At 73.7% G+C, this 20742-nt stretch carries 17 protein-coding genes; 7 read left to right on the top strand and 10 right to left on the bottom strand.

Features of this window, described 5'->3' with window-relative positions; all coding sequences use genetic code 11:
* Positions 1-14: 14 nt before the first annotated feature.
* A complete protein-coding gene (locus tag AB0M27_RS36680) occupies positions 15-887 on the bottom strand; it encodes an SGNH/GDSL hydrolase family protein (RefSeq protein WP_365728585.1) in 873 nt (290 codons plus the stop codon).
* Positions 888-1228: 341 nt separating this feature from the next.
* Here AB0M27_RS36680 and AB0M27_RS36675 point away from each other — a divergent pair, with 341 nt between their 5' ends.
* Positions 1229-2254: an NAD-dependent epimerase/dehydratase family protein gene (locus AB0M27_RS36675; RefSeq protein WP_365728577.1), complete on the top strand. Its 1026-nt coding sequence runs from the start codon at positions 1229-1231 to the stop codon at positions 2252-2254.
* A 420-nt stretch (positions 2255-2674) separates the two neighbouring features.
* On the opposite strand, the gene AB0M27_RS36670 is transcribed toward AB0M27_RS36675, so the two are convergent.
* Complete coding sequence (locus AB0M27_RS36670) at positions 2675-3784, bottom strand: HAMP domain-containing sensor histidine kinase (protein WP_365728576.1); 1110 nt, start codon at positions 3782-3784, stop codon at positions 2675-2677.
* A gap of 2 nt (positions 3785-3786) precedes the next feature.
* Positions 3787-4518 carry a response regulator transcription factor gene (locus AB0M27_RS36665; RefSeq protein WP_365728574.1) on the bottom strand — a complete coding sequence of 244 codons (732 nt, stop codon included), beginning with the start codon at positions 4516-4518 and terminating at the stop codon, positions 3787-3789.
* 111 nt (positions 4519-4629) lie between these two features.
* Between AB0M27_RS36665 and AB0M27_RS36660 the strand changes: the two genes are divergently transcribed.
* The 3 genes from AB0M27_RS36660 to AB0M27_RS36650 are packed head-to-tail and all read left to right on the top strand — an operon-like array spanning position 4630 to position 6688.
* A complete protein-coding gene (locus AB0M27_RS36660; RefSeq protein WP_365728572.1) occupies positions 4630-5322 on the top strand; it encodes a glycosyltransferase family 2 protein in 693 nt (230 codons plus the stop codon).
* On the top strand, positions 5319-5936 hold the full coding sequence (locus AB0M27_RS36655; protein WP_365728570.1) for a DUF2064 domain-containing protein: 618 nt from the start codon (positions 5319-5321) through the stop codon (positions 5934-5936). Before AB0M27_RS36660 ends, AB0M27_RS36655 begins: the two co-directional genes overlap by 4 nt.
* Positions 5933-6688: a class I SAM-dependent methyltransferase gene (locus AB0M27_RS36650; protein ID WP_365728568.1), complete on the top strand. Its 756-nt coding sequence runs from the start codon at positions 5933-5935 to the stop codon at positions 6686-6688. The genes AB0M27_RS36655 and AB0M27_RS36650 overlap by 4 nt, the downstream gene beginning before the upstream one ends.
* Before the next feature lie 313 nt (positions 6689-7001).
* Here AB0M27_RS36650 and AB0M27_RS36645 read toward each other — a convergent pair whose 3' ends face one another.
* Positions 7002-8234, bottom strand: a complete 1233-nt coding sequence (locus tag AB0M27_RS36645; RefSeq protein ID WP_365728566.1) for a molybdopterin-dependent oxidoreductase — start codon at positions 8232-8234, stop codon at positions 7002-7004.
* A 113-nt stretch (positions 8235-8347) separates the two neighbouring features.
* Between AB0M27_RS36645 and AB0M27_RS36640 the strand changes: the two genes are divergently transcribed.
* Positions 8348-9682 (top strand): hypothetical protein, encoded by a 1335-nt coding sequence (locus AB0M27_RS36640; protein ID WP_365728559.1) that lies wholly within the window; start codon positions 8348-8350, stop codon positions 9680-9682.
* Positions 9683-9843: 161 nt separating this feature from the next.
* Here the strand turns inward: AB0M27_RS36640 and AB0M27_RS36635 are convergent, their stop codons facing one another.
* The 5 genes from AB0M27_RS36635 to AB0M27_RS36615 form a co-directional block, all read right to left on the bottom strand.
* Complete coding sequence (locus AB0M27_RS36635) at positions 9844-12849, bottom strand: CHAT domain-containing protein (protein WP_365728557.1); 3006 nt, start codon at positions 12847-12849, stop codon at positions 9844-9846.
* A complete protein-coding gene (locus tag AB0M27_RS36630; RefSeq protein ID WP_365728555.1) occupies positions 12834-13625 on the bottom strand; it encodes a hypothetical protein in 792 nt (263 codons plus the stop codon). Before AB0M27_RS36630 ends, AB0M27_RS36635 begins: the two co-directional genes overlap by 16 nt.
* Positions 13618-16056, bottom strand: a complete 2439-nt coding sequence (locus AB0M27_RS36625; protein WP_365728554.1) for a tetratricopeptide repeat protein — start codon at positions 16054-16056, stop codon at positions 13618-13620. The genes AB0M27_RS36630 and AB0M27_RS36625 overlap by 8 nt, the downstream gene beginning before the upstream one ends.
* A gap of 108 nt (positions 16057-16164) precedes the next feature.
* Complete coding sequence (locus tag AB0M27_RS36620; protein ID WP_365728552.1) at positions 16165-16608, bottom strand: DNA-binding protein; 444 nt, start codon at positions 16606-16608, stop codon at positions 16165-16167.
* A 75-nt stretch (positions 16609-16683) separates the two neighbouring features.
* On the bottom strand, positions 16684-18177 hold the full coding sequence (locus tag AB0M27_RS36615; RefSeq protein WP_365728550.1) for a long-chain fatty acid--CoA ligase: 1494 nt from the start codon (positions 18175-18177) through the stop codon (positions 16684-16686).
* Between the two features lie 159 nt (positions 18178-18336).
* On the opposite strand from AB0M27_RS36615, the gene AB0M27_RS36610 reads away from it, so the two are divergent.
* Together AB0M27_RS36610 and AB0M27_RS36605 are read left to right on the top strand one after the other, a co-directional pair.
* Complete coding sequence (locus tag AB0M27_RS36610; RefSeq protein WP_365728548.1) at positions 18337-19503, top strand: helix-turn-helix domain-containing protein; 1167 nt, start codon at positions 18337-18339, stop codon at positions 19501-19503.
* Between the two features lie 17 nt (positions 19504-19520).
* On the top strand, positions 19521-19643 hold the full coding sequence (locus tag AB0M27_RS36605; protein ID WP_365728546.1) for a hypothetical protein: 123 nt from the start codon (positions 19521-19523) through the stop codon (positions 19641-19643).
* 40 nt (positions 19644-19683) lie between these two features.
* Here AB0M27_RS36605 and AB0M27_RS36600 read toward each other — a convergent pair whose 3' ends face one another.
* Positions 19684-20427, bottom strand: a complete 744-nt coding sequence (locus AB0M27_RS36600; RefSeq protein WP_365728545.1) for a class I SAM-dependent methyltransferase — start codon at positions 20425-20427, stop codon at positions 19684-19686.
* Positions 20428-20742 lie beyond the last annotated feature (315 nt).

Here is a 20742-nt window from a genome sequence, read left to right as displayed (position 1 = left end):
CCGCCGGTGCGGGGTCAGCCGAGTCCGAGAACGCTCATGGTGCGCTCGGCCATGCGCTGCTCGCCGAGCGCGTTGGGATGCACCGGGACGATGTTCTGCCCGAACAGGAGCGGCTCGATCCATCGGGTGCCGACGGCCTGGCAGGCGTCGTGGTCCTCGGACACCTGGGAGAAGTCCACGTAGGTGGCCCCGCTCTCCGCGGCGGCGCGCTGCACGACGGCGTTGAGGTGGGCCTGCAGCGCGTGCAGGTACGGCACGTCGCCGGAGGCGATCGGCATGGCGGCGAAGCAGGACGGGTCGGCCTCGGCCGGCGTGATCCACGGGTAGCCGAGCACCGCCACCCGGGCGTCCGGCGCCTTGGCCCGCACGGCGCGCAGCGCGGTCTTCAGCGCGGGGGAGGTCTTCGCGTCGATCGCGTCGTCGAAGGAGGTGCCGTACGTGTCCTTGCACGGGCTGCCCTTGCCTGCGCTGAGGATGCCCGCGGTACCGCAGGCGAGCATGGCGTTGACGAAGGTGCCGTTGTCGTTGCCGCCGATCGTCAGCGTCACCAGGTCGGTGTCCGCGGTGACCGCGTCCGTCTGCGGGGCGACCCCGGGGTACTGGGACTCGGTGAAGTCCTTGGTCTGGGCGGCGCCACAGGTGACGTCGGTCAGTCGGGCGCCGGTGCGGGCGGCGATGACGTGGGGATAGTCGGCCGTGGAGCGCAGGCAGATCAGATTGCTCGCATCGACCGGCAGGATCCCGGAGCCGGCACTGTAACTGTCGCCGATGGCGGCGTAGTTCAGGGGTGCCGTGGCGTGGGCGGGTACGGCGGTGAGGCCGAGGGCCAGCGCGCCGGCGAGTGCGGATGTCGCGGCCATGACACCGCGCAGGACGGGCCTGGGCATGGGCGAGTGCTCCCTCTTCTCGGGTGGGGGACACGGAGCAGGCGGGCATGGCTGTGCCCGCGTGTGTGCTGGTGCGCGAGAATGCGGCGGCTCGGAGCAGGGAGAGGTACCGGCGTGGGGTGCCGGTTCGCGGGATTACCGCTGAGTTCTACTGATAGGTAATGTGCGGGCATCCACCCGCGGAGTCAACGTTGTTGACACAGGTTCTTGAAACCCCCACGACCGGCGCCGAGCCAACACCCTCGCCTCGTCCGGGGACGCACGACGTCCACCCCTTACGGAGTCATGACGTGCCGGTCGCGTCGCCCGGTCCCGGTGCCGTCCGCGTCTAGCGTGGCCGTATGCGTGTACTGGTCACCGGCGGTGCCGGGTTCATCGGGTCCCATGTCGTCGAAGCGCTGCGGGCGCGTGGGCACGAGCCGCTCGTGTACGACGTCCGTGAGGATCCCGGCGCGGACGTGCGCGACCCGGCGTCCGTCGCCCGGGCGCTGGCCGGGGTGGACGCCGTTTGCCACCAGGCGGCGATGGTCGGGCTCGGCAACGGCGTCGCCGACGCGGCGGAGTACGTCTCGCGCAACGACCTAGGCACGGCCGTGCTGGTCGCGGCGATGGCGGAGGCGGGGGTACGGCGCCTGGTGCTGGCGGGGTCGATGGTGGTGTACGGGGAGGGGCGTTACGAGTGCCCGCGCCATGGGGTCGTACGGCCGGGCCCCCGCGCCGTGGCCGACCTGGACGCGGGCCGGTTCGAGCCCTCCTGCCCGCACTGCGGCGCAGAGTTGAGCCCCGGGCTCGTCGGTGAGGACGCTCCGGCCGACCCCCGGAACGTGTACGCGGCGACCAAGCTGGCCCAGGAGCACCTGGCCGCGGCCTGGGCCCGCAGCACGGGCGGGTCGGCGGTGTCGTTGCGCTATCACAACGTGTACGGGCCGCGCATGCCGCGCGACACCCCGTACGCCGGGGTCGCGTCCTTCTTCCGCTCGGCGCTGGCCCGCGGCGAGGCCCCGCGGGTGTTCGAGGACGGCCGGCAGCGGCGGGACTTCGTGCACGTACGGGACGTGGCCACGGCCAATGTGGCGGCGCTGGAGACGGGGGCGGCGCCGGGAGTGCTCGCGGCGTACAACACCGGGAGCGGTGAGCCTCGTACCGTCGGCGAACTGGCACGGGCACTGGCCGCCGCGTGCGGTGGGCCGGAACCCGCGGTCACCGGGGAGTACCGGCTGGGGGACGTACGGCACATCACCGCCGACTCGTCGCGACTGCGGGCCGAGCTGGGGTGGAAGCCGCAGGTCGGATTCGCGGAAGGAATGCGGGAGTTCGCGGAGGCAGGGCTCGTTGGGGGCCCTGTGTCCCGCAGGGCGGATGCGTGAGGGTCACACGAATTCGCGGCACGCGAGTCAGGGACGGCGGCGGGCGAGCCTGACCGAGGCCCGGCGGCCGGCGCCCACCGAGGCGCGGCGCGGAGCACGCGCCTGCCCAGGGTGCGGCGACGGCCGGGACTGCCGAGGGTGCCGCGGCGCCTCGGAGCTCCAGGGTGCCGCAGTCCCCGGACTGCCCATGATGGGGGCGGCCCCTCGGACTCCGAAGGATGCCGCGACCGCCCGGACTCCCCCAGGAGGCCCAGCCCCCGGACACCTCGGGCCGCGGCACCCCGGCCCTGCCCGGGACGCGGAGACCGCTCGGACTCCGAACGATCCGCGGCCGCCCGGCCCCCCTCGGGATGCCGCAGCCCCTGACTCCCAGGGATGCCCCAGCCACCGGACTCCAAGGATGCGGCGCCCCCGGACCCCCTAAGGCGCCGCAGGCAGCGTCACCTCGAAGCGGCAGCCGCCCTCGATGTTGCGGACGGTGGTTCGGCCCTGGTGGGCCTCCACGATGCCCCGGACGATGGCCAGGCCGAGCCCCGCGCCGGCCGGCGGGGTACGGGCGTCACTGCCGCGCCAGCCGGTGTCGAAGACGCGCGGGAGGTCCTCCTCGGGGATGCCGCCGCAGCCGTCCGTGACGGACAGCACCACGCCGTCGTCGGTGCGCTCGGCGGCGACCGCGACGGTGCCGTCCGGCGGGGTCCGTCGGATGGCGTTGACCAGGAGGTTGCCCAGTACGCGGGTCATCTCCTTGCCGTCCACCTCCACGGGTACGGGTTCGACGCGGCCGCCCACCAGCCGTACCCCGTGTTCCCGGGCGAGCGGGTCGGCGCCCGCCAGTGCGTCGCCGACCAGGTCGTACAGGGAGATCCGGGACGGGCTCAGCGGGAGGGTGCCCGCGTGGATGCGGGAGAGTTCGAAGAGGTCGCCGACCATGTCGTTGAGCCGTTCGACCTCGGTACGGATCTGCTTGAGGTAGCGGCCGGGATCGGCGGCCACGCCGTCCTCCAGCGCCTCCGACATGGCGCGCAGTCCGGCGAGCGGGGTGCGCAGGTCGTGCGAGATCCAGGCGACCAGTTCGCGCCGGGACTTCTCCAACGCCCGTTCCCGCTCGCGGGATTCGGCGAGCCGTGCGCTGGTCGCGGCCAACTCACGGCTGAGGGCGTCCAGTTCGGCGGTGGCCGGGCCGTGCGGGGCGGCGAAGGCGCCTGCGTCGCCGAACGAGCGGGCGGCGTCGGCGAGTTCGCGGCTGCGGGCGGCCACCCAGCGGCCGAGGAGCAGCGCGGTGGCCAGGGAGACCACGGCCGCCATGGCGACGACGGTGGTGACCACGCTCAGGTCGTGCGAGGACAGGAACATCGCCCAGGCGACGGCGAGCGTGCCGGCGAGCATGGCGACGACGCCGACCGCGGCGACCACGGCGATGGAGGCGGTGAGCGAGCGACGCCGGATCAGGCGCAGCACGCCCGCGCCCGTGATCCCCGCGGCGGCGGCGCCGGCGAAGGCGTAGAGGACGATGAGGAGGGTGGCGCGCATGGTCAGTTCACCGCCTCGCCGGGCTCGAAGCGGTAGCCGACGCCCCACACGGTCTGGATCAGACGGGGCCTTGCCGGGTCGTCCTCGACCTTGCCGCGCAGCCGGCGGACGTGCACGGTGACGGTCGACAGGTCACCGAAGTCCCAGCCCCAGACCTCGCGCATCAGATCCTCCCGGCTGTAGGCCCGGCCCGGGTGCCGCAGGAAGAAGGCGAGCAGGTCGAACTCGCGGAGAGTGAGGGCGAGTCGGGTGCCGTTCTTGGTGGCCCGGCGGGCGTCGGGGTCGACGGTGAGTCCGGCCGCGGCCAGCCGGTGCCCCGTGCTGACCGGGCGGCTGCGGCGCAGCACCGACTCCACGCGCAGGACCAGTTCGCGGGGGCTGAAGGGCTTGGTGACGTAGTCGTCGGCGCCGACCTCCAGGCCCAGGATGCGGTCGTCCTCGTCGCCGCGGGCGGTGAGCATGATGACCGGCACGGGCCCGCCGTCCCGCATCCGCCGGCACACCTCCAGGCCGTCCATGCCGGGCAGCATGAGGTCGAGCACCACGAGGTCGGGCCGGTGGGCGGCGGCGCGGGTGAGGGCGGTCGGGCCGTCGTCGGCGCGGTCGACCACATAGCCGGCGCGGTGCAGGTATCCGGCGACGACCTCGGCGACGGTCGGATCGTCGTCCACGACCAGGATCCGGGCCGTCCCGCCTGCGGCTTCGGTCCCGTGGGACTCGTACAGCGATTGCATGCCTTCAGCGTCGCACCGCTCGGCCGCCGCCGTGGGGTCGCGGGGCGGGCGTCCGCGTTTCGTAAGGACCATGAGTCCGATATGCCCGATTGTCGTTCGTAGGGTGAGACCGTGACGACTCCTTCAGCGGACGTCGACGTGGTGCTCCCCTGCCTGGACGAGGCCGAGGCCCTGCCCTGGGTGCTCGGCCGTATCCCGGCCGGCTGGCGCGCCCTCGTCGTCGACAACGGTTCCACCGACGGCTCCCCCGACATCGCCCGCGCGCTCGGCGCGACGGTGGTGCACGAGCCGCGGCGCGGCTTCGGCGCCGCCTGCCACGCCGGACTGACCGCGGCCACGAGCGACATCGTGTGCTTCTGCGACTGCGACGCCTCCCTCGACCCGGCGCTGCTCGTTCCCTTCGTACGGGAGATCCAGGACGGCACGGCCGACCTCGTCCTCGGCCGGCGCCGCCCGCAGGGCCGGGGCGCCTGGCCAGCGCACGCCCGCGCGGGCAATCTCGCGCTGGCGCGGATGCTGCGCCGCCGTACCGGGCTGCGCCTGCACGACCTGGGCCCGCTGCGCGCCGCCCGCCGGGAGCCGCTGCTCGCGCTCGGCCTCACCGACCGCCGCAGTGGTTACCCGCTGCAAATGGTCGTCCGCGCGGCCGACGCCGGCTGGCGCATCGCCGAGCACGACGTGCCCTACCGCCCGCGCACCGGCGCCTCCAAGGTGACGGGCACCTGGCGCGGCACCTGGCAGGCGGTGCGGGACATGAGCCGCGTGCTGGCCGAGACCCCGGCCGACGGGGGGCTCGTACGGTGACCACGTTGCTCGTCATCGCCAAGGAACCGCTGCCGGGTCGGGTCAAGACCCGGCTCACCCCGCCGTTCACGCCGGAAGAGGCGGCCCGTCTCGCGGAGGCGGCGCTCGCGGACACCCTGCGCGCCGTGGCGGCGGCCCCAGCGACCCGGCGGGTCCTCGTCCTCGACGGGGCGCCGGGACCGTGGCTGCCGGCCGGCTTCGAGGTGCGTCCGCAGTGCGCGGGCGGGCTGGACGAGCGGCTGGCGGACGCCTTCGCGCACTGCTCGGGACCTGCGCTGCTCATCGGCATGGACACCCCGCAGGTGACGCCTCAGCTGCTCACCGTGGACTTCGCGGACTGCGACGCCTACCTCGGCCCGGCCGAGGACGGCGGCTTCTGGGCCCTGGGCCTGGCCGAGCCGGACCCCGCGCTGCTGCGGGGCGTGCCGATGTCGACTCCGGTGACCGGGGCCGTGCAGCGGGAGCGGCTGCTGGCCGCCGGGCTGCGGGTGCGCGAGCTGCCCCGGCTGCGGGACGTCGACACCGCCGCCGACGCCCACGCCGTCGCCGCGCTGGCCCGGCACGGCCGGTTCGCCGCCCAGCTGGCCCGCTGTACGCCGGTCACCCCGCGATGAGGGGCGCCTCCGTCGCCTGGGCGGCCGCCGACCCCTACGCGGCCGCGTTGCGCACCGGCCGCGGCCCGCTCTTCTTGCGCCGTACCGACGGCTGGCTGATGCCGCTGGAGGTGGAGCGCTGGTGCGGCCGAGCCGATCAAGTCGACGTAGCGGTCCTGGACCGCTGCGAGGGCGCCGTCCTGGATGTCGGCTGCGGTCCCGGCCGGCTGGTGGCGGAGCTCGCCGCCCGGGGCCGTACCGTGCTCGGCATCGACGTCAGCGAGGCCGCCGTCGACCACACCATCCGGCTCGGCGGGCAGGCGCTGCGGCGCTCGGTCTTCGAGCCGCTGCCCGGCGAGGGCCGCTGGGACACCGTGCTCCTCATGGACGGCAACATCGGCATCGGCGGGGAGCCGTCCGCGCTGCTGGAGCGGGTGGCCGCGCTGCTGCGCCCGGGCGGGCTGCTGATCGCCGAGACCGTGCCGGGACACGTCGACGAGCGCGCCCGTGTCCAGGTGGTCGACACGGTCGGCGACGCCGGGGCCGCCGGGGCGCCCTTCCCCTGGGCGCGCCTCGGCACCCCGGCCCTGCTGCGGTACGCGCGCAGGGCCGGGTGGCGGTCCGTCGCTCAGTGGTCGGCGGGCGGCCGGCGCTTCGCCGCCCTGCGCACACGGCACGCCAGCAGCAGTGCCGAGCCGCCGAAGAGTACGGCGGTGATCAGCAGCCAGCGGGTGAGGAAACCGTCCGGGGAGAGTCCGGTGGCGGACCGGTAGCGCCGGTCCACCATGCCGCTGATCAGCGGGAACCAGACGAGCAGGAGCAGTCCGGACAGCAGGGCCGGGACGCGCACGTACAGCGTCCAGCCGCGCCGGCCGGCCGCCCCCAGGCCGCCGGTGAGCGCCCGGTCGGCCACCGTGTACAGCGGCAGCAGGACGAGATCGTGCAGCAGGGCGGCGCCCACGATCCACAGCGCCACCCCGAACCAGTCACCGGCCAGCAGCCGTACCCCGGCGTACGCGGCGAGGGCGAACGAGCAGGCGAGCAGTAGGAACTGGAAGGGACTGCCCAGGCTCAGGCTTCGCGGCATCACAGGTCTCCGAAGGTCAGTCGGGCCACCCACTTGGTGTTGAGCACACCGGGTGCCGCGGGGACGATGATCCGCGCCGGGTGTCCGTGGTCGGGGGACAGTTCCTCGCCGTTGACGAAGAGCGCGAGCAGCGAGCGTCCGTCGGCCACCTGGTTGGCGCGCAGGGCCGCACGCCGGAACGCTCCGTGCCGTTGCAGGGACTCCACGAGTACGTCCGGCGGGTCGCCGTCGTACCCGACGAGCGCCGCGAGGTCCCGCAGCCGCACCCCGCGCCACCACTGGTCCGCGGTCGACCAGCCCTCCACGCAGGCGATGGGCAACGAAGCGCTGTGCTGCGGCAGTTGGAGGAGTTGCGCGCGGCTGAGCCGGACGGTTCCGGTGCGGCCGGTGACGACGAGCCGCCAGGCGTCCTCGTGGGTGTCGGCGGCTGTGATGCCGGCGTAGGCGGCGGTCTTGTTGATCTGGAAGCCGTTCGGGCCGCCGCCGGGATCGGCGGTGCCGTGCGGCGCGAGGAGGGCCGTACGGCGGAAGGGTCCGCCCAGGCTCTGCCCGACGGTGGTCAGGAGCAGCAGCAGGGAACCCCCGCCGACCAGCCCCAGCGCGCCGCGCCGGGAGACGGTGGGCGCCTCGGGGCGCGGGGAGACCAGGTCGTCCTGCTCCTGCCGGCGCTGCCGTACGGCCCGTACCGCCGTGGGTGTCTTCAGCAGGGCGTGTGCCACGAACGCGGCGAAGAACACCCATGCCCCGTAGAAGTGCAGCGGGTAGAAGGAGCCCGGGAAGACATAGTCCAGCTGGACGTTGAGGACTCCGGTGGTGAACTCGAACAGTCCTCCCCCGACCAGCAGCACCAGGGAGATCCGCTCCAGCGCGTGGGCGAGGGAGCGGGCCGGCGGCAGGGTGAAGAGCCTCGGCACCACCGACCACAGTTTGGCCAGCAACACCGGGATCAGGGTGATGCCAAGCGTCACATGGACGCCTTGGGTGAGCCGGTACAGCCACACCGGGTCGGTGGGCCAGGCGAACAGGTAGAAGCCCAGAATGCCCTTGTCCGGTGTCTGGTCGTTCACCCGGGACAGGCCCGGGTTGTAGGCGGCGTACGACACCAGGCCGGTTACGAACAGCACGGTGATGCCGACGAGCAGGACGAGGCCGAGCACCGAGGTGAACCAGGGGCCGCGCAGGGGGCTGCGCCAGAAGCCTGGGGAAGTGGGAAGCCGGGGATGGTCGCGCATGTCCCGACCGTAGGCCGGGGGAGCCCCGGAAAAGGGTCCGCGACCGGTGACGAAACGCTGACGTCCGGCCCGCACGGCGGCTGTGTGCCGCTCTCCCGGCCTAGCGTTCCGGTGTGACCCGATCTCTCCGCCACGACCTGTACGCCGCCGTTGCCGCCGCCCTCCTCGTGACGGCGGCCGTCCTCGTCGGCCGGCACATCCAGGACACCCGCCGCACCCTGTTCGTGCACTGGCCGCCGCTGTTCGCGGACTGGGACCCGCACCTCGGCCCCGGCACCCCGGCGGCCCTGGCGGTGGCGGCGGCCACCGTGGCCTACGGCCCCGCCCTCGCGGCCCGGTTGCCCTGGCGCGGGCTGCTCGCGGCGGCCTGGGCGGCCGCCGTGGCCTGGATCCTGTCCCTCGCCCTGGTCGACGGCTGGCACCAGGGCATCGCGGTCAGGCTGACCACCCGCAACGAATACCTCAGTGTCATCGGCCGCTTCCACGACATCCCGGCTACCCTGCGCGACTTCACCCACCACATCGTCAGCGGCACCCCCGACCCCTGGCCCGCGCACATCGCCGGTCATCCGCCGGCCGCCACGCTCACCTTCGTGCTGCTGGACCGGATCGGGCTGCGGGGCGGCGGCTGGGCCGGAATGTGGTGCATCACCGCGGGTGCGACGGGCTGCGTGGCGGTGCTGATCGCGCTCCGCGCCCTGACCGACGAGACGCTCGCGCGCCGGGCCGCCCCGTTCCTGGTGCTGGCCCCGGCCGCGGTGTGGCAGGGCACCTCCGCCGACGGCTACTTCGCGGCCGTCGCCGCCTGGTCGCTGGCGCTGCTCGCCCTGGCCCTGACCCGCCGGTCCCACGGGTACGCGGCGGCCTCGGGCCTCCTCTTCGGCCTGACCTGCTACCTCTCCTACGGCCTCACGCTGTTCGCCCTGGTGGGCGCGGCGGTCGTCGCGCTGGCGCGCCGCGAACTCCGCGAACACCCGACCCTGCTGCTGTCCCTGCTCGCCGGACTGGCCGTGTTCCCCGTGGTGTTCACGCTCGCCGGCTTCGACTGGTGGCACGCCTACCACCTCCTCGTCACGCGCTACTACCAGGGCGTCGGCGGCACCCGCCCCTACGGCTACTGGGTCTGGGCCAACCTCGCCTGCACCGCCCTCGTCACCGGCCCGGCCACGGCGGCCGGCCTGCGCCGGACGACCGCGGCACTGCTCCCCGGGACCGGCCCCCGGCGCCTGGCGGACACACGCCTGGCGCTCCTCGTCACCGTCGCGTTGCTCGCCCTGCTGGTCGCCGACCTGTCCGGCATGAGCAAGGCGGAGACGGAACGCATCTGGCTGCCCTTCGCCCTCTGGCTCCTCCCCGCCTGCGCCCTCCTCCCCCGCCCCCGCCCGTGGCTCGCCGCCCAGGCAATCCTGGCTCTGCTCCTCAACCACCTTCTGCTGACGGGCTGGTGAGCGTTCCTCCGTACAGGCCGAGCCGTCTGCCGCTCCTGCTCGTCCGACGCAGGGTGACCCGCCGCGACCGCCGCGCCGGTCCGGGCGTTGCCCTGGGCCTGGGACCCGGCCGGTGCGGCCGGAATGGCGTACTGGTGCGGGGCGTACCGCTGCACTCCGGCTCAGGGGCCGATGTGCAGATGGGGTGTCCAGAGCGAGGGCCGTTCGGGCTCCCGCTCGCGCACCTGCGACACGGCGTGATGGAGGGAATCGGCGACCGTCGCGTCCTGATGCGCAGTCAGGTGCTCGTAGAAGGCCTGTACCAGGCGGGTGTTGACCGGGTCGGCCACCGGCCAGAGGCTGCCCACCAGGTGGCTGAAGCCGGCGAGTTGGAAGGCCGACAGCAGGTTCAGGGACTCGTCGGGCAGGTCGAGACGGTTGCGGGCGGTGCCGCAGGCGGACAGGAAGGCCAGACCGGCCCGGTCGGTGCGGGCGGCCGCGATGTCGCTGATGTGCAGCCGGCCGTCGTGCAGGACGAGGTGGCTCTCGTGATGACGATCGGCGTCGTGTCCGGCGTGACAGGCCACATGGACGATGTCGTGGTCCGGCACGGCCGTCATCAGCCGCTCACGGGTGGCGGCCGGCCCGCGCAGCAGGCGGGCGCCGGGGAACGAGCCGGTGAGCAGCGCCGCCTCCTCGTCGGCGGCCGGCAGATCCGAGGCGCCGGGGGTGCGCGGCAGGGCGACCGCCAGGGGGCGGCTGTCCGGGCCGGGCCGCCAGGCGCGGAGGCGGCCGAGCGCATGGACGGTGGGCGTGTAGGACGACACCACGAGGGCGAACGCGCTGCCCTCCTCGCGGCGTTCGGCCATGTGCAGCGGGAAGTGGCTCAGCGGCCCGGTGGGACACCACCACATGCGGGGCGGAGCGGTGCCCTCCCGCAGGCCGCCGAGGTCGTCCCGCAGGGCGTCGAGAACGGGCCCCACGACGGCGTCCCAGAGCAGGGCCAGACCGGTGCGCAGGGAGTACTCGCCGAGGCTCCGGCGAGCCGGCGAGACCCCGTGGTCCAGGGCCAGTTCGGCGCCGCCCAGCAGATCGCGGCCGAGCCGCCGGACGGTGTCGAGCGTGAGCCGGGGCAGCGGCAGCCGGCGGACGCCGTCCGGGGTGACGAGCAGGGCGTCGGAGCCGTAGCGGCCGAACATCGGGACGGCCACGGGACCTGAGCGGCAGGCGTCGAGGATCTCCTTGAGGCGCGGCGGCTGAAGGAAGTCCTCGAAACCGGGCACAGCCTGGATCTCCTGGATCAAGTGCCGTCGCTCGTCGGCCAGTCGGTGGCGCCGGTCGGCGTCCGGCTCGGAGCGCAGCCGGGTCGGCAGCTCCTCCAGGGCCGTGGCCAGGTGCGGGGCGTGGGCGCGCAGCCGTTCCAGGTTGACGCGTACGGCCGACGCCTCCGCATGGAGCACCCCGCGTCCCTGTTCCAGCAGTTCCAGCGCGCGGGCCGGTGAGCCGGTGGCCAGCGCGCAGGAAGCGGCCAGCGTGGGCAGCGGCGCATAGGCGGGCAGCCGGCGTTCCCGGTCACCGGCGCGCAACTGCCAGCCCGCGAGGTCCGGCAGCAGACGGACCGCCAGGGCGAGATCGTCGGCGGCGCCCGGCCAGTCCTCCAGGTTGATCTCCAGCTTGCCGGCGTGCCAGGCGCTCTCCAGCCGTCTGTGGACGCTTTCCGTGGCTGCCCTCGCGACCTGACGGAGGAGGGTGGCCGCCTCGCGGGCGTCCGCCGACTCGCCGTACTCCACATAGCGGTTGTTGAGGGCCGCGCCGAGCAGGTAGCGGCGGGAGGCCAGTTGGGCGGGGCTCGCGGCGGCCGCCAGGCCGTCCCGCAGCACGGCGACGGACTCGGCCAGTACAGCGGGGTCACGGGTGCGGGCGTACTGCTCGGCCAGGTTGCTGGCCAGCGCCTCCAACGCCACTGCTGTCGGGCGGCCCGCCGAACCGGTATGCGCCTGCCGGGCGAGCCGGAGGGCTTCGGCGAGGTCGGCCGCCGGATCGTGCCCGGGGCCACCGCGCCGGGCACGCTGTCCGAGCCGGCGGCTGAGGTTGGCCCGGACGGCCGTGCCCAGTTCCGGGTCGGCGTCGGGAGTGAGGGCGGCAAGGGCCGCCCGGCCCAGATCGATGGTCTCGTCCAGTGCGGCCGGGTCCCCGCTCTCGCCGTCGAGTTCGGCCAGCGCCCCCAGCTGGTGAGCCAGGTTGTTCAGCTCCCGGGCGCGCGCGGGATGGTCGGGGGGCAGTCCGTCGACCAGCGCCCGGGAGAGGGCGACGGCCTCCCGCAGCGACTCCGAGTCACCGACGTCGTCGTGGCGCAGATGCAGCAGTCCGGCGAGGTTGGTCACCGCGTCGGGCCTGCGGGGGTGGTCGGGCGGCAGCCCCCTGAACACCGTACGGGCCAGGTCGACGGCCTCGGCGAGCACCCGGCGCTCGCGGTGGAGGGTGTAGGCGTGCCGCAGGGCCTCGCACAGCCGGGCCAGACGGTCCAGGTACTCGGGCGCGTCCTGCGGAGTCTCGGCCACCAGCCTGCGGGCCAGGTCGACGGCCCCGGCGAGGAGTTCCGGGTCGGCGTGGTGCTCGTGCAGCAGGAGCAGGCTGTGCACGGTGTTGCCCATGCATCGGGTCCGCCCCGGCCTGTCCTCGGCCATGACGATGCCCAGTTGCAGCACGACGGTCGCCGCGAGCAGCGCCGTACGGTCGTGCGGCCCCGCCTCCTCCAGCAGCAGCCCCGCGAAGTTGTTCCAGACGCCCACCTGGGGAGCGCCCGGTGTCGGGGCCTGGATCTGCTCGGCCACCGCCTCCGGCACGGACCGGGGCTCGGCGTCCCGCAGCGGGGCGAGGAGGGTGAGGGCGAGCGAGAGATCCCGGTCGTTCAGCGGGCTGCGGCGCGCGTCGGACAGGGCACGCAGCCAGAACAGCCAGCCGGTGTCGTGGAGGAACCGCAGCCAGGGCTGCACGTCGATGCTCATGTCCCGCACGACGGAGCGTACTGCCGCATCGAGGAGGGCGGCGGCTTCCCGCTCGGCTCCGGCTTCGAGCAGGACGGCGATATCGTAGGTGGCCGTGTAGGCCTTGAGGCGGCCGGTGAGCGAATCGGCCGTGGGGCCGGAACCGGTGTCCTGACCGGCGGGGTTCAGGTCCGGCGGCAACGGAACCACTCCTGCCTGCTGTCGTCCCACACGAGCGTACGGCCGCGCAGCTCCGAGCGGTCCATGGTCATCAACTGCCGTACGGCGTCGGGTGGGACGGGGTCGGGCATGACGAGCTGGAGGTCGGCTTCCGGGTCCCGGATGCTGACGAAGCCGGAGGCGTCGTGCGGGACATGCGGGTCCGGGGTGCCCGTGTCGGAACCGGCCGAGTCGGAGGCGGAGGGGTCCGGTGCGGGTCTGCCGCGCCGGGCCAGCCGGGCGCGCAGGCCCGCGTACACGTCATCGGCCGATTTGCCGGCGACGGCCTGGACGAACGGGATGATCAACGAGGTGGCGGCCCCGCTCAGCACCAGCGACACCCAGTCGGGCATGTCGCGCAGCGCCGGCGGTTCGGGCGGCGCGCCTCCCTGAGCCGCCGACAGGACATCGGCGATCGCGGCGGCGGGCGGGGCCGCGCCGGCGGCCGCGGGGATCCGCCGGGTCCGGCCGTCGGGTGCGGAGACCTGCCAGTCGCCGTCGGCCGTGCTGTACCGGACCACGAGATCGTGCGTCTCCTCGGGAAACCGGCGCGGTGCGGCGCACAGCCACAGCCAGAGCAGGTCTCCGGTGCCGTCGCCGCTCTCGTCGTAGTAGACGTTCCGGCGTACGACGCTCAAGCCGTGGGTGCCCAGGGTCTCGGTCAGCTCGGCGAGTCGTGCCTCCAGGGCGGACCGGCCGGCCCACGCGCGGTCGCCGGAGTCCAGCGCACTGTCGTTGCTCACGTCGATGTCACACATCCCCGTACGGTGGCTCGGTGGTTCTCGCTGCTGTGCCGTCGGGGCCGGGGCCGCGCGGCAGGCGGTCGATCCGTTCCAGGGCGGCCCGCCGTGCGTCCGGATCCGCGCAGCGCGCGGCGCGTTCCAGGGCGGACCCGGCACCCTGGGGATCCCTCAGCCGTACCAGGACGTCGCTCAGCAGGATCAGGGACCACGCGGCCACGCGCGGATGCCCGGAGCGGGCGGCCTGCCGGAACGCGTCGCGGGCGCCGCGGAAGTCCCCGCGCCGTTCGAGCAGGCAGCCGGCGCCGTACGCCGCCGGGGGTGCCGACTCCCGGTCGCCGGAGCGCATCGCCTCGCGGTACGCCGACAGCGCGCCGTCCATGTCGCGCTGCTCCTCCAGCAGCATGCCGAGCCGGAATGCCGCCCGCGCGGCCGAGCCGGGGTCCGTGCGGCCCGGCTCGATCGCCTCCTGGTAGACGCGCACGGCGCCGGACACGTCACCGCGCCCGATCAGCAGGGCACCCAGGCCGCACAGTGCCAGGCCCGCCAGGCGGGGCATGCCACAGGCGGCCGTCTTCCGGTACAGGGCCGCTGCCTGCTCCGGATCGGTCTGCTCCGTCATCACGGCGAGTTGGAGCCGGGCGGCGGCCGCGGGTTCCGGCTCCTCGGCCTCGGCGGCGAGCCGAAAGGCCGCCACGGCCTTCTCGCTGTCGCCCCGCTCGCTCAGCAGGAGCCCCATCCGGGCGGCGGCGCGCGGCGCGGCAAGGCGGTGGCCGGAGTCGACGGCGACCTCCAGCGCGATCAGGGCGGCGGCGGTCTCACCCTGCTCGGCGAGCAGTGCACCCAGGTCGGCGGCCACCATCCCGCGCAGTCCGGCGGGGTCGCCGTGCCAGGTGCAGGCGGCGAGCGCCTGTTCGTACGCCGAGCGCGCCGCCTCCGTGTCGCCCTGCCGACGCAGCAGGCCGGCGAGGTTCTGGGCGGCCAGCGCGGTGCCGATCGGGTCGTCCATGTCGATCGCCTCGCGGCAGGCGGCGATCGCCTCGGCCGTACGGCCCTGCTCGGCGAGCGACTGCGCCAGGTTGACGCAGGCCATCGCGGCCATCATGGAGTCGGCGCTCGCGCCGCGGCGGGTACCGCTCGGCTCGTCCGGTGTGCCGCGCCGCTCGGTCCAAACGCCGATGTCGATCCCGCCGTCCGCGACAGCCTGCCGGTAGGCGCCGTGCGCGCCGGACGTGTCGCCGCGTTTCTCCAGATCGCTGCCGAGGCGGAAACCGGCGTAGGAGGCGATCAGCGGTTCGGCGCTGCGTGAGGCCTGCCGCAGCGCCGACTCGGCGACCCGGGTCATACCACTGGTGCGAGCGGCCTCGGCGACCGCCTTCAGCTCGAAGGCGTCACAGCGGCGCAGCACGAAGTCCCAAGCGGCGAGCGGCACTTCGGGCTGATCGGCCCGGGACACGAGGAAATCGGCGGCTCGGAACGCCCGCTCGGCAGTCGGCCCCGCAGCCGGGCGCACTTCCTCCAGCAGCGCTGCCGTGGCCTCCGGAGGCACGGTCAGGGCCCACCTCAGGGCGTCGGCCCAGCGTGTGCCGTCGTCGGGCTCCGGTGCGGAAAACCGCGGGTCGAGCCGGGCCAGTTCCCGCAGTTCGGCTTCGGCGATCGGACGGAACAGGCCCATGCGCCGCCAGGCCACGGCGGCCCGCACCAGCGCCGAGCCCAGCCCGGCCGCCTCGTCGCCCGAGGCGTGCAGGCCCTGCTGCCGGCGCTGCTCCAGTACGGCCCCAACACCGGCCAACTCCCCGTCGGGTGGCTGTGGTTCGGCCTCGGCCGTCTCGTTCCGCGCGCCGGGCCCGCTCGGTACGACGACCATCGTGGCCTGATCCAGGACCAGCCGTGCCGTCGGTCCGAGCCGGCCCTCGGTGGACAGCAGGTGCTCGCGCACGTTGGACTCGACGGTCGCCAGGAGCACGACCCGGGGGGCGAGCGAGCGGAGCCGGTCGAGCAGTGCGCCGTCCATGCCGTGCGCGATGCCCAGGTACCGCTCCAGGTGATCGAGCCAGACGACCACGGCACCGGCGTCCCCGGCCCGTAACGGCGGTTCCAGGGCGAGGAGTCCGGCCAGTGCGGCGATCCCCGGCCGGGGCACCAGGAGCCGGGCGCCGGGGAGCGTACGGCGCACCGCCTCCCACGCGGTGCGCCACCGGCCCGCCTTGGAGCCGCCGGCCAGCAGGACGAAGTCCCTGTCCCGCAGGGCCGAGTCCAGCGCCTCGTCCACCCAGGGCCGGCGCACATATGGGTCCTGCTCGCCCCGGCTGTACAGCGAGCGGGAGACACCCAACTCGCCAAAACCGTCCGCGTCCGCGACCGAGGGCAGCTCCTCGGGCCCCGACAGCGCCGGGACCGCGAGCAGCGCACGGATCCGCTCGTCCCGCTCTGCGCCCGACACCCCCACCGAAGTCTCCCGTCGCTTCAGCCCCGCGTCGTTTCACCATAGCCCGCAGGGGCGTTGCCCCGGGAAGCCCTCGGCATGCGGCCGGCCGGCCGACGGCCGGTCCCCGTGTCAGGCGTCCCCGGCGTCGGTGGCCGTGCGGTCGGCCAGTCGTTCGTAACGCTGTCTGGCGGCCTGCGGAGTGCCGAGTCCGAGGCCGAAGGCGATCTCGGGCCAGGTCATGCCCCGGCCGCGGGCCATCTGCAGGAGCGAGGCCTCCAGTTCGTCCAGCTCCGCTCGCACCAGCGGCACGAGGCTCAACGCGGCCGTGACGTCGGCACGGTCCACCTCCGGCTCGCCCTCGTCGAGCAGTGCCGCCCCGCTCAGCAGGAACGTCACGAGCCGGACGGCCTCGTGCGGCGCGAGGACCGACGGGTGGGTCTGCCGACGCCGTTGCTCGTCCGTCGCCGCATGCCGCTCGGCGATGCGGAAGAGGGAGGCGTGGACCCGCTGGGCGCGCGCCCGCTCCGGCTGCGGAGGGTTGAAGGGGTCCGTGTGATCGGCGGTTGATGACATGCGGCCAGGATTTCAGTCAACACGACATGACAACAACTGATTATTGTGAACAGTCCGTTCACATGGCGAGCTGTCTCAGGGCGCCGGCTCGGCGATCTCCCGCTTGAGGATCTTGCCGCTCGGACCCATCGGCAGCGCGTCCGTCACCCAGACCCGGCGCGGGTACTTGTAGGCGGCCACCCGGTCCCGGACGAACCGCTGCAACTCCTCGGTGTCCGCCTGGGCTCCCGGGCGCAGGACGACCGCGGCGGCCACCTCCTCGCCGAGCCGCTCGTCGGGCACGCCGAGGACCGCGGCGAGGGCGACGGCGGGATGCTCGTGCAGCACCTCCTCGATCTCGCGCGGGTAGACGTTGTAGCCGCCGCGGATGATGAGGTCCTTCTTCCGGTCGACGATGTACAGATAGCCGTCCTCGTCCTGGCGGGCCAGGTCGCCGGTGCGCAGCCAGCCGTCGGGGATGGCGGCGGCCGTCTCCTCGGGACGGTGCCAGTACTCCTTCATCACGTTGGGCCCGCGCACGGCCAGTTCACCGACCTCGCCCGGTGCGACGTCCCGGCCGGAGTCGTCCAGCAGCCGGACCTCGACGTCGCGGATGGGGGTACCGACGGATCCGGGCTTGCGCGGCCGGTCGGGGTGGTTGAAGGAGACGACCGGGCTGGTCTCGGACATGCCGAAGCCCTCCAGCACCATGCAGCCGAAGCGCCGCTCGAACCCGTGCAGGATCTCCACCGGCAGCGAGGCACCGCCCGAGACGCACATGCGCAGGCTGGAGACATCGGCCGCAGCGGCGTCCGGATGCTGGAGCAGCGCCGCGTACATGGTCGGGACGCCCTCGAAGACGGTGGCCCGGTCGCGGGCGACGGCGTCGAGCACGGTCTGCGGCTCGAAGCGGGGGACGAGGGTGAGGGACGCGCCACTGTGGACGGCGACGTTCATGGTGCAGGTCTGCCCGAAGATGTGGAACAGCGGCAGACAGCCGACGATCACGTCGTCGGAGGTCAGCCGCTGGACCTCGGTGACGTTGACCTCGGTGTTGTGGCGGAGCCCGGCGTGGGTGAGCGCGGCACCCTTGGGACGGCCCGTGGTGCCCGAGGTGTAGAGCAGCACGGCGATGTCGTCGCCCGCGGCGGCCGTCACCTCGTACTCCGGCTCCAGGTGCGCCAGTCGGGCGGCGAAGGCTGCCGGTTCGACCGTCAGGTGCCGTACGCCGGCCGCGGCCGCGCCCGCGGCGCCCTCGCCGGGCGCCTGATGCCACTCGAAGAGCAGTACGGCGCCGGAGTCCCGCAGGTGGTACTCGGTCTCGCGCTGCTTCAGCAGCGGGTTCATCGGCACCACGATGCCGCCGGCGCGCAGGACGGCGTAGTACAGGACGACGAATTCGGGCACGTTCGGGAGCATCAGTGCGACCCGGTCGCCGGTGCGCAGGCCCTCGGTGCGCAGCAGCGCGGCGGCCTCGGCGCTGAGCCGGTCGAGATCGGCGTAGGTCGTGGTCGCGGTGCCGAGCCGCAGCGCCGGACGGTCCGGCAGCCGTCGCGCCGTCTCCACCAGGAATTCCGCCAGATTGGCCATGATGCCTCCTCGCACGCATGATCCGCCGCGCCCACGGGTCCCGCCGCGAGCGTTCCCGGCATGGTCGCGTGCACGGTCGGGGGCGTCCATGGTGGCGCCCACAGTTCGCCCGGGACGGACTTGTTCCCGGGAACAAAAGGAGCCCCGTACGCTGCGGGTATGGGTCTGTCGAATGTGGGCGCGGCGTTGCGTGGGCGCCTTCCGGAGCTGGGCGAGCGGATGGCCGAGCGCATCCGCGCGGAGGTCGAGTCGTACGCGGACGACTCCCTGATCCCCTTGGCGTCGCTCAGGGAGTCCTGCCAGGGCAACGCCGATCAACTCCTCGGACGTTTCGCCTACGGCGCCCAACCGGGCGTCGGAGCCGCTCAGCAGACCGGACGCCTGCGCGCCGAGCAGGGCGTGCCCCTCGCGGACACCCTGCACGCGTACCGGGTCGGCTTCGAGTTGCTCTGGTCGGAGATGGTCGACGAGGCGCGCAGGCACCCGGAGGTCACGGACGCGGAGCTGGTGGCCGGCTCCTCGGAGATCTGGGCGCTGTTCGGCCGGTACGCGGAGGCCGTGGCGGCCGCCTACCGCGAGGCCAGCGCCGAGCTGGCGCTGCAGCGCGAGGCCCGCCGGTCGGCCCTGGCCGAGGCGTTGTTCACGGGCGCCCTCGCGGATCGTACGACGCCGTGGGAGGCGGCCGGGCAGCTCGGTCTGCCGGAGCGCGGGCCGTACGCGGTGGTGGCCGCGTCGGTGCCGGATCCCGGCCAGGAGCCGCTGCCCGGGATCGAGGCGGCGCTGCGCCGCTCCGGCGTGCCGTCCGTGTGGCGGTTGCTGCCGGACCAGCAGATCGGGCTGGTCTCGCTCGGGCACCGGGACGCGGAGACGGTGAGCCTGCGCGCGCTGCGCCGCCGGCCCGCCCGGGTCGGCGTCAGCCCCCGGTTCGACTCACTTCGCGACACGCCGCAGGCGCTCCGGTTCGCCCGGCTGGCCCTGGCCGGGCTGCCCGGCGAGGGTCCGGGGGTCACCCGGTTCGACGACAGCCCGGTGGCGATGCTGGTGGCCGCCGCTCCGGCGGAAGCGAGCCGGCTGGTCGAGGTCGCCCTGGGCCCGCTCCTCGAACTGCCGGAGGCGGAGCGGGCGCGGCTGCTGCAGACCCTCGGTCACTGGTTCGCCTCGGGCGGGGTTGCCGCCGGGGCCGCGGAACGGCTCTTCGTCCACCCCAACACCGTGCGCTACCGGCTGCGTCGCGTCGAGGAGCTGACCGGGCGTACGCTCACCGACCCGATGGCCCTCGCCGACCTGGGCGCCGCGCTGTACGCGCTGCGGCTGCTGCCCACCTGAGCGTCCACGGCGACGCGGTGGGGATCGGCGCTCACGACGCGGGCTTCGACAAGGTCGGGCGGCAGCGAGGCGAGGTGACGGCATTCCCCGCCCCTCAGGGGGCCGAACTGCTCGGCCGGCTGCCCGTGCGCCCGGAATGAGGGCGGTCTCCGCGCACTACCGGGACGTGTCGTTCCTCGGCTAGTGCGTCAGCGGCAGCCGGTACACCGAGACATGGGAACCCGACTCGGCGGTGAACTCGGTGCCGGACCAGTCGGCCTGCCTGGACTCCAGCTCGAATCCGGCCAGTTGGGCCATGAGGTCGAGTTCGGACGGCCAGATGTAGCGGTGCGGGCTGCGGTACAGCCGGGCCTCCTCGGTCTCGTCGATACGGAAGTGGTGCGACACGACACGCTGGTTGAGGACGTCGTAGGTGTCCAGCCCGACGTAGCCGGCGTCGGCGCGCCACACGGTGGCCTCCTTGCCCGGGGGAAGCGTGAGCAGCTCCGGCACCCACAGCTCGATCACGAACCGGCCGCCGGGCGGGAGATGACGGGCGGCGTTGCGGAAGCACCCGACCTGCTCGGCCTGCGTGAGCAGATTGGAGATCGTGTTGTAGACGAGGTAGACGAGGCTGTACGTCCCCGGGGCGAGGGTCGTCGCCATGTCACCCATGACCACGGGGATCGTGGCTTCGTCGGCCTTGGTCCGCAGTTGCTCGACCATCGGCCCGGACAGTTCGATGCCGGTGACGGGTACTCCTCGCCCGGCCAGCGGGACGGCGACCCGACCGGTCCCGATCGCGAACTCCAGCGCGGCTCCGCCGTCCGCCAGCTCGGTGAGGCGGTCCACCGCGGGGGTCAGAACCTCGGGGGCGAACATGCCGGTACCGGGCGTGTCGTAGCGCCGGGCGACGGCGGCGTCCCAGATCTTCTCCTGCTCCATTCCCTCAACGCTGACCTCCCGCAAAGGAGTTGTCCAGCGAATTACCTCCGCACACTCACGTCTCCCCGTGCCATTGACACCAGGAGACAGTCCTCCAGCGTAGATCCCCGCACAGCATGTCGCACAGCTTTCGATATTTCGAAAGCTCAGTCCCATCAGTGGGCGGAGACCGGGACTCTCCACCCCCATGCCATCGACATGCGGAGGACCGCGTGACTCCACCGTTCCTAATCAGTGAGCAGTAGTGAGTCTTGGACCCATACCTGGTCACTGCGGGCATCCCGAACGGTTTTGGATGTCCTGGTCGCCCGCTTT

The sequence above is a fragment of the Streptomyces sp. NPDC052107 genome (assembly GCF_040680215.1).
Classification (GTDB): Bacteria; Actinomycetota; Actinomycetes; order Streptomycetales; family Streptomycetaceae; genus Streptomyces.
Note: the sequence above shows the minus strand (reverse complement) of the source record. Positions and strands in the feature narration are given on the sequence as shown.

Bases quoted from the DNA above. Each gene is read 5' to 3' on its own strand.
- AB0M27_RS36675 (WP_365728577.1), top strand. From the start codon at position 1,229: ATGCGTGTACTGGTCACCGGCGGTGCCGGGTTCATCGGGTCCCATGTC.
- AB0M27_RS36610 (WP_365728548.1), top strand. From the start codon at position 18,337: ATGGGTCTGTCGAATGTGGGCGCGGCGTTGCGTGGGCGCCTTCCGGAG.
- AB0M27_RS36650 (WP_365728568.1), top strand. From the start codon at position 5,933: ATGAGGGGCGCCTCCGTCGCCTGGGCGGCCGCCGACCCCTACGCGGCC.
- AB0M27_RS36665 (WP_365728574.1), bottom strand. From the start codon at position 4,518: ATGCAATCGCTGTACGAGTCCCACGGGACCGAAGCCGCAGGCGGGACG.
- AB0M27_RS36615 (WP_365728550.1), bottom strand. From the start codon at position 18,177: ATGGCCAATCTGGCGGAATTCCTGGTGGAGACGGCGCGACGGCTGCCG.
- AB0M27_RS36620 (WP_365728552.1), bottom strand. From the start codon at position 16,608: ATGTCATCAACCGCCGATCACACGGACCCCTTCAACCCTCCGCAGCCG.
- AB0M27_RS36670 (WP_365728576.1), bottom strand. From the start codon at position 3,784: ATGCGCGCCACCCTCCTCATCGTCCTCTACGCCTTCGCCGGCGCCGCC.
- AB0M27_RS36680 (WP_365728585.1), bottom strand. From the start codon at position 887: ATGCCCAGGCCCGTCCTGCGCGGTGTCATGGCCGCGACATCCGCACTC.
- AB0M27_RS36645 (WP_365728566.1), bottom strand. From the start codon at position 8,234: ATGCGCGACCATCCCCGGCTTCCCACTTCCCCAGGCTTCTGGCGCAGC.
- AB0M27_RS36600 (WP_365728545.1), bottom strand. From the start codon at position 20,427: ATGGAGCAGGAGAAGATCTGGGACGCCGCCGTCGCCCGGCGCTACGAC.
- AB0M27_RS36630 (WP_365728555.1), bottom strand. From the start codon at position 13,625: ATGTGTGACATCGACGTGAGCAACGACAGTGCGCTGGACTCCGGCGAC.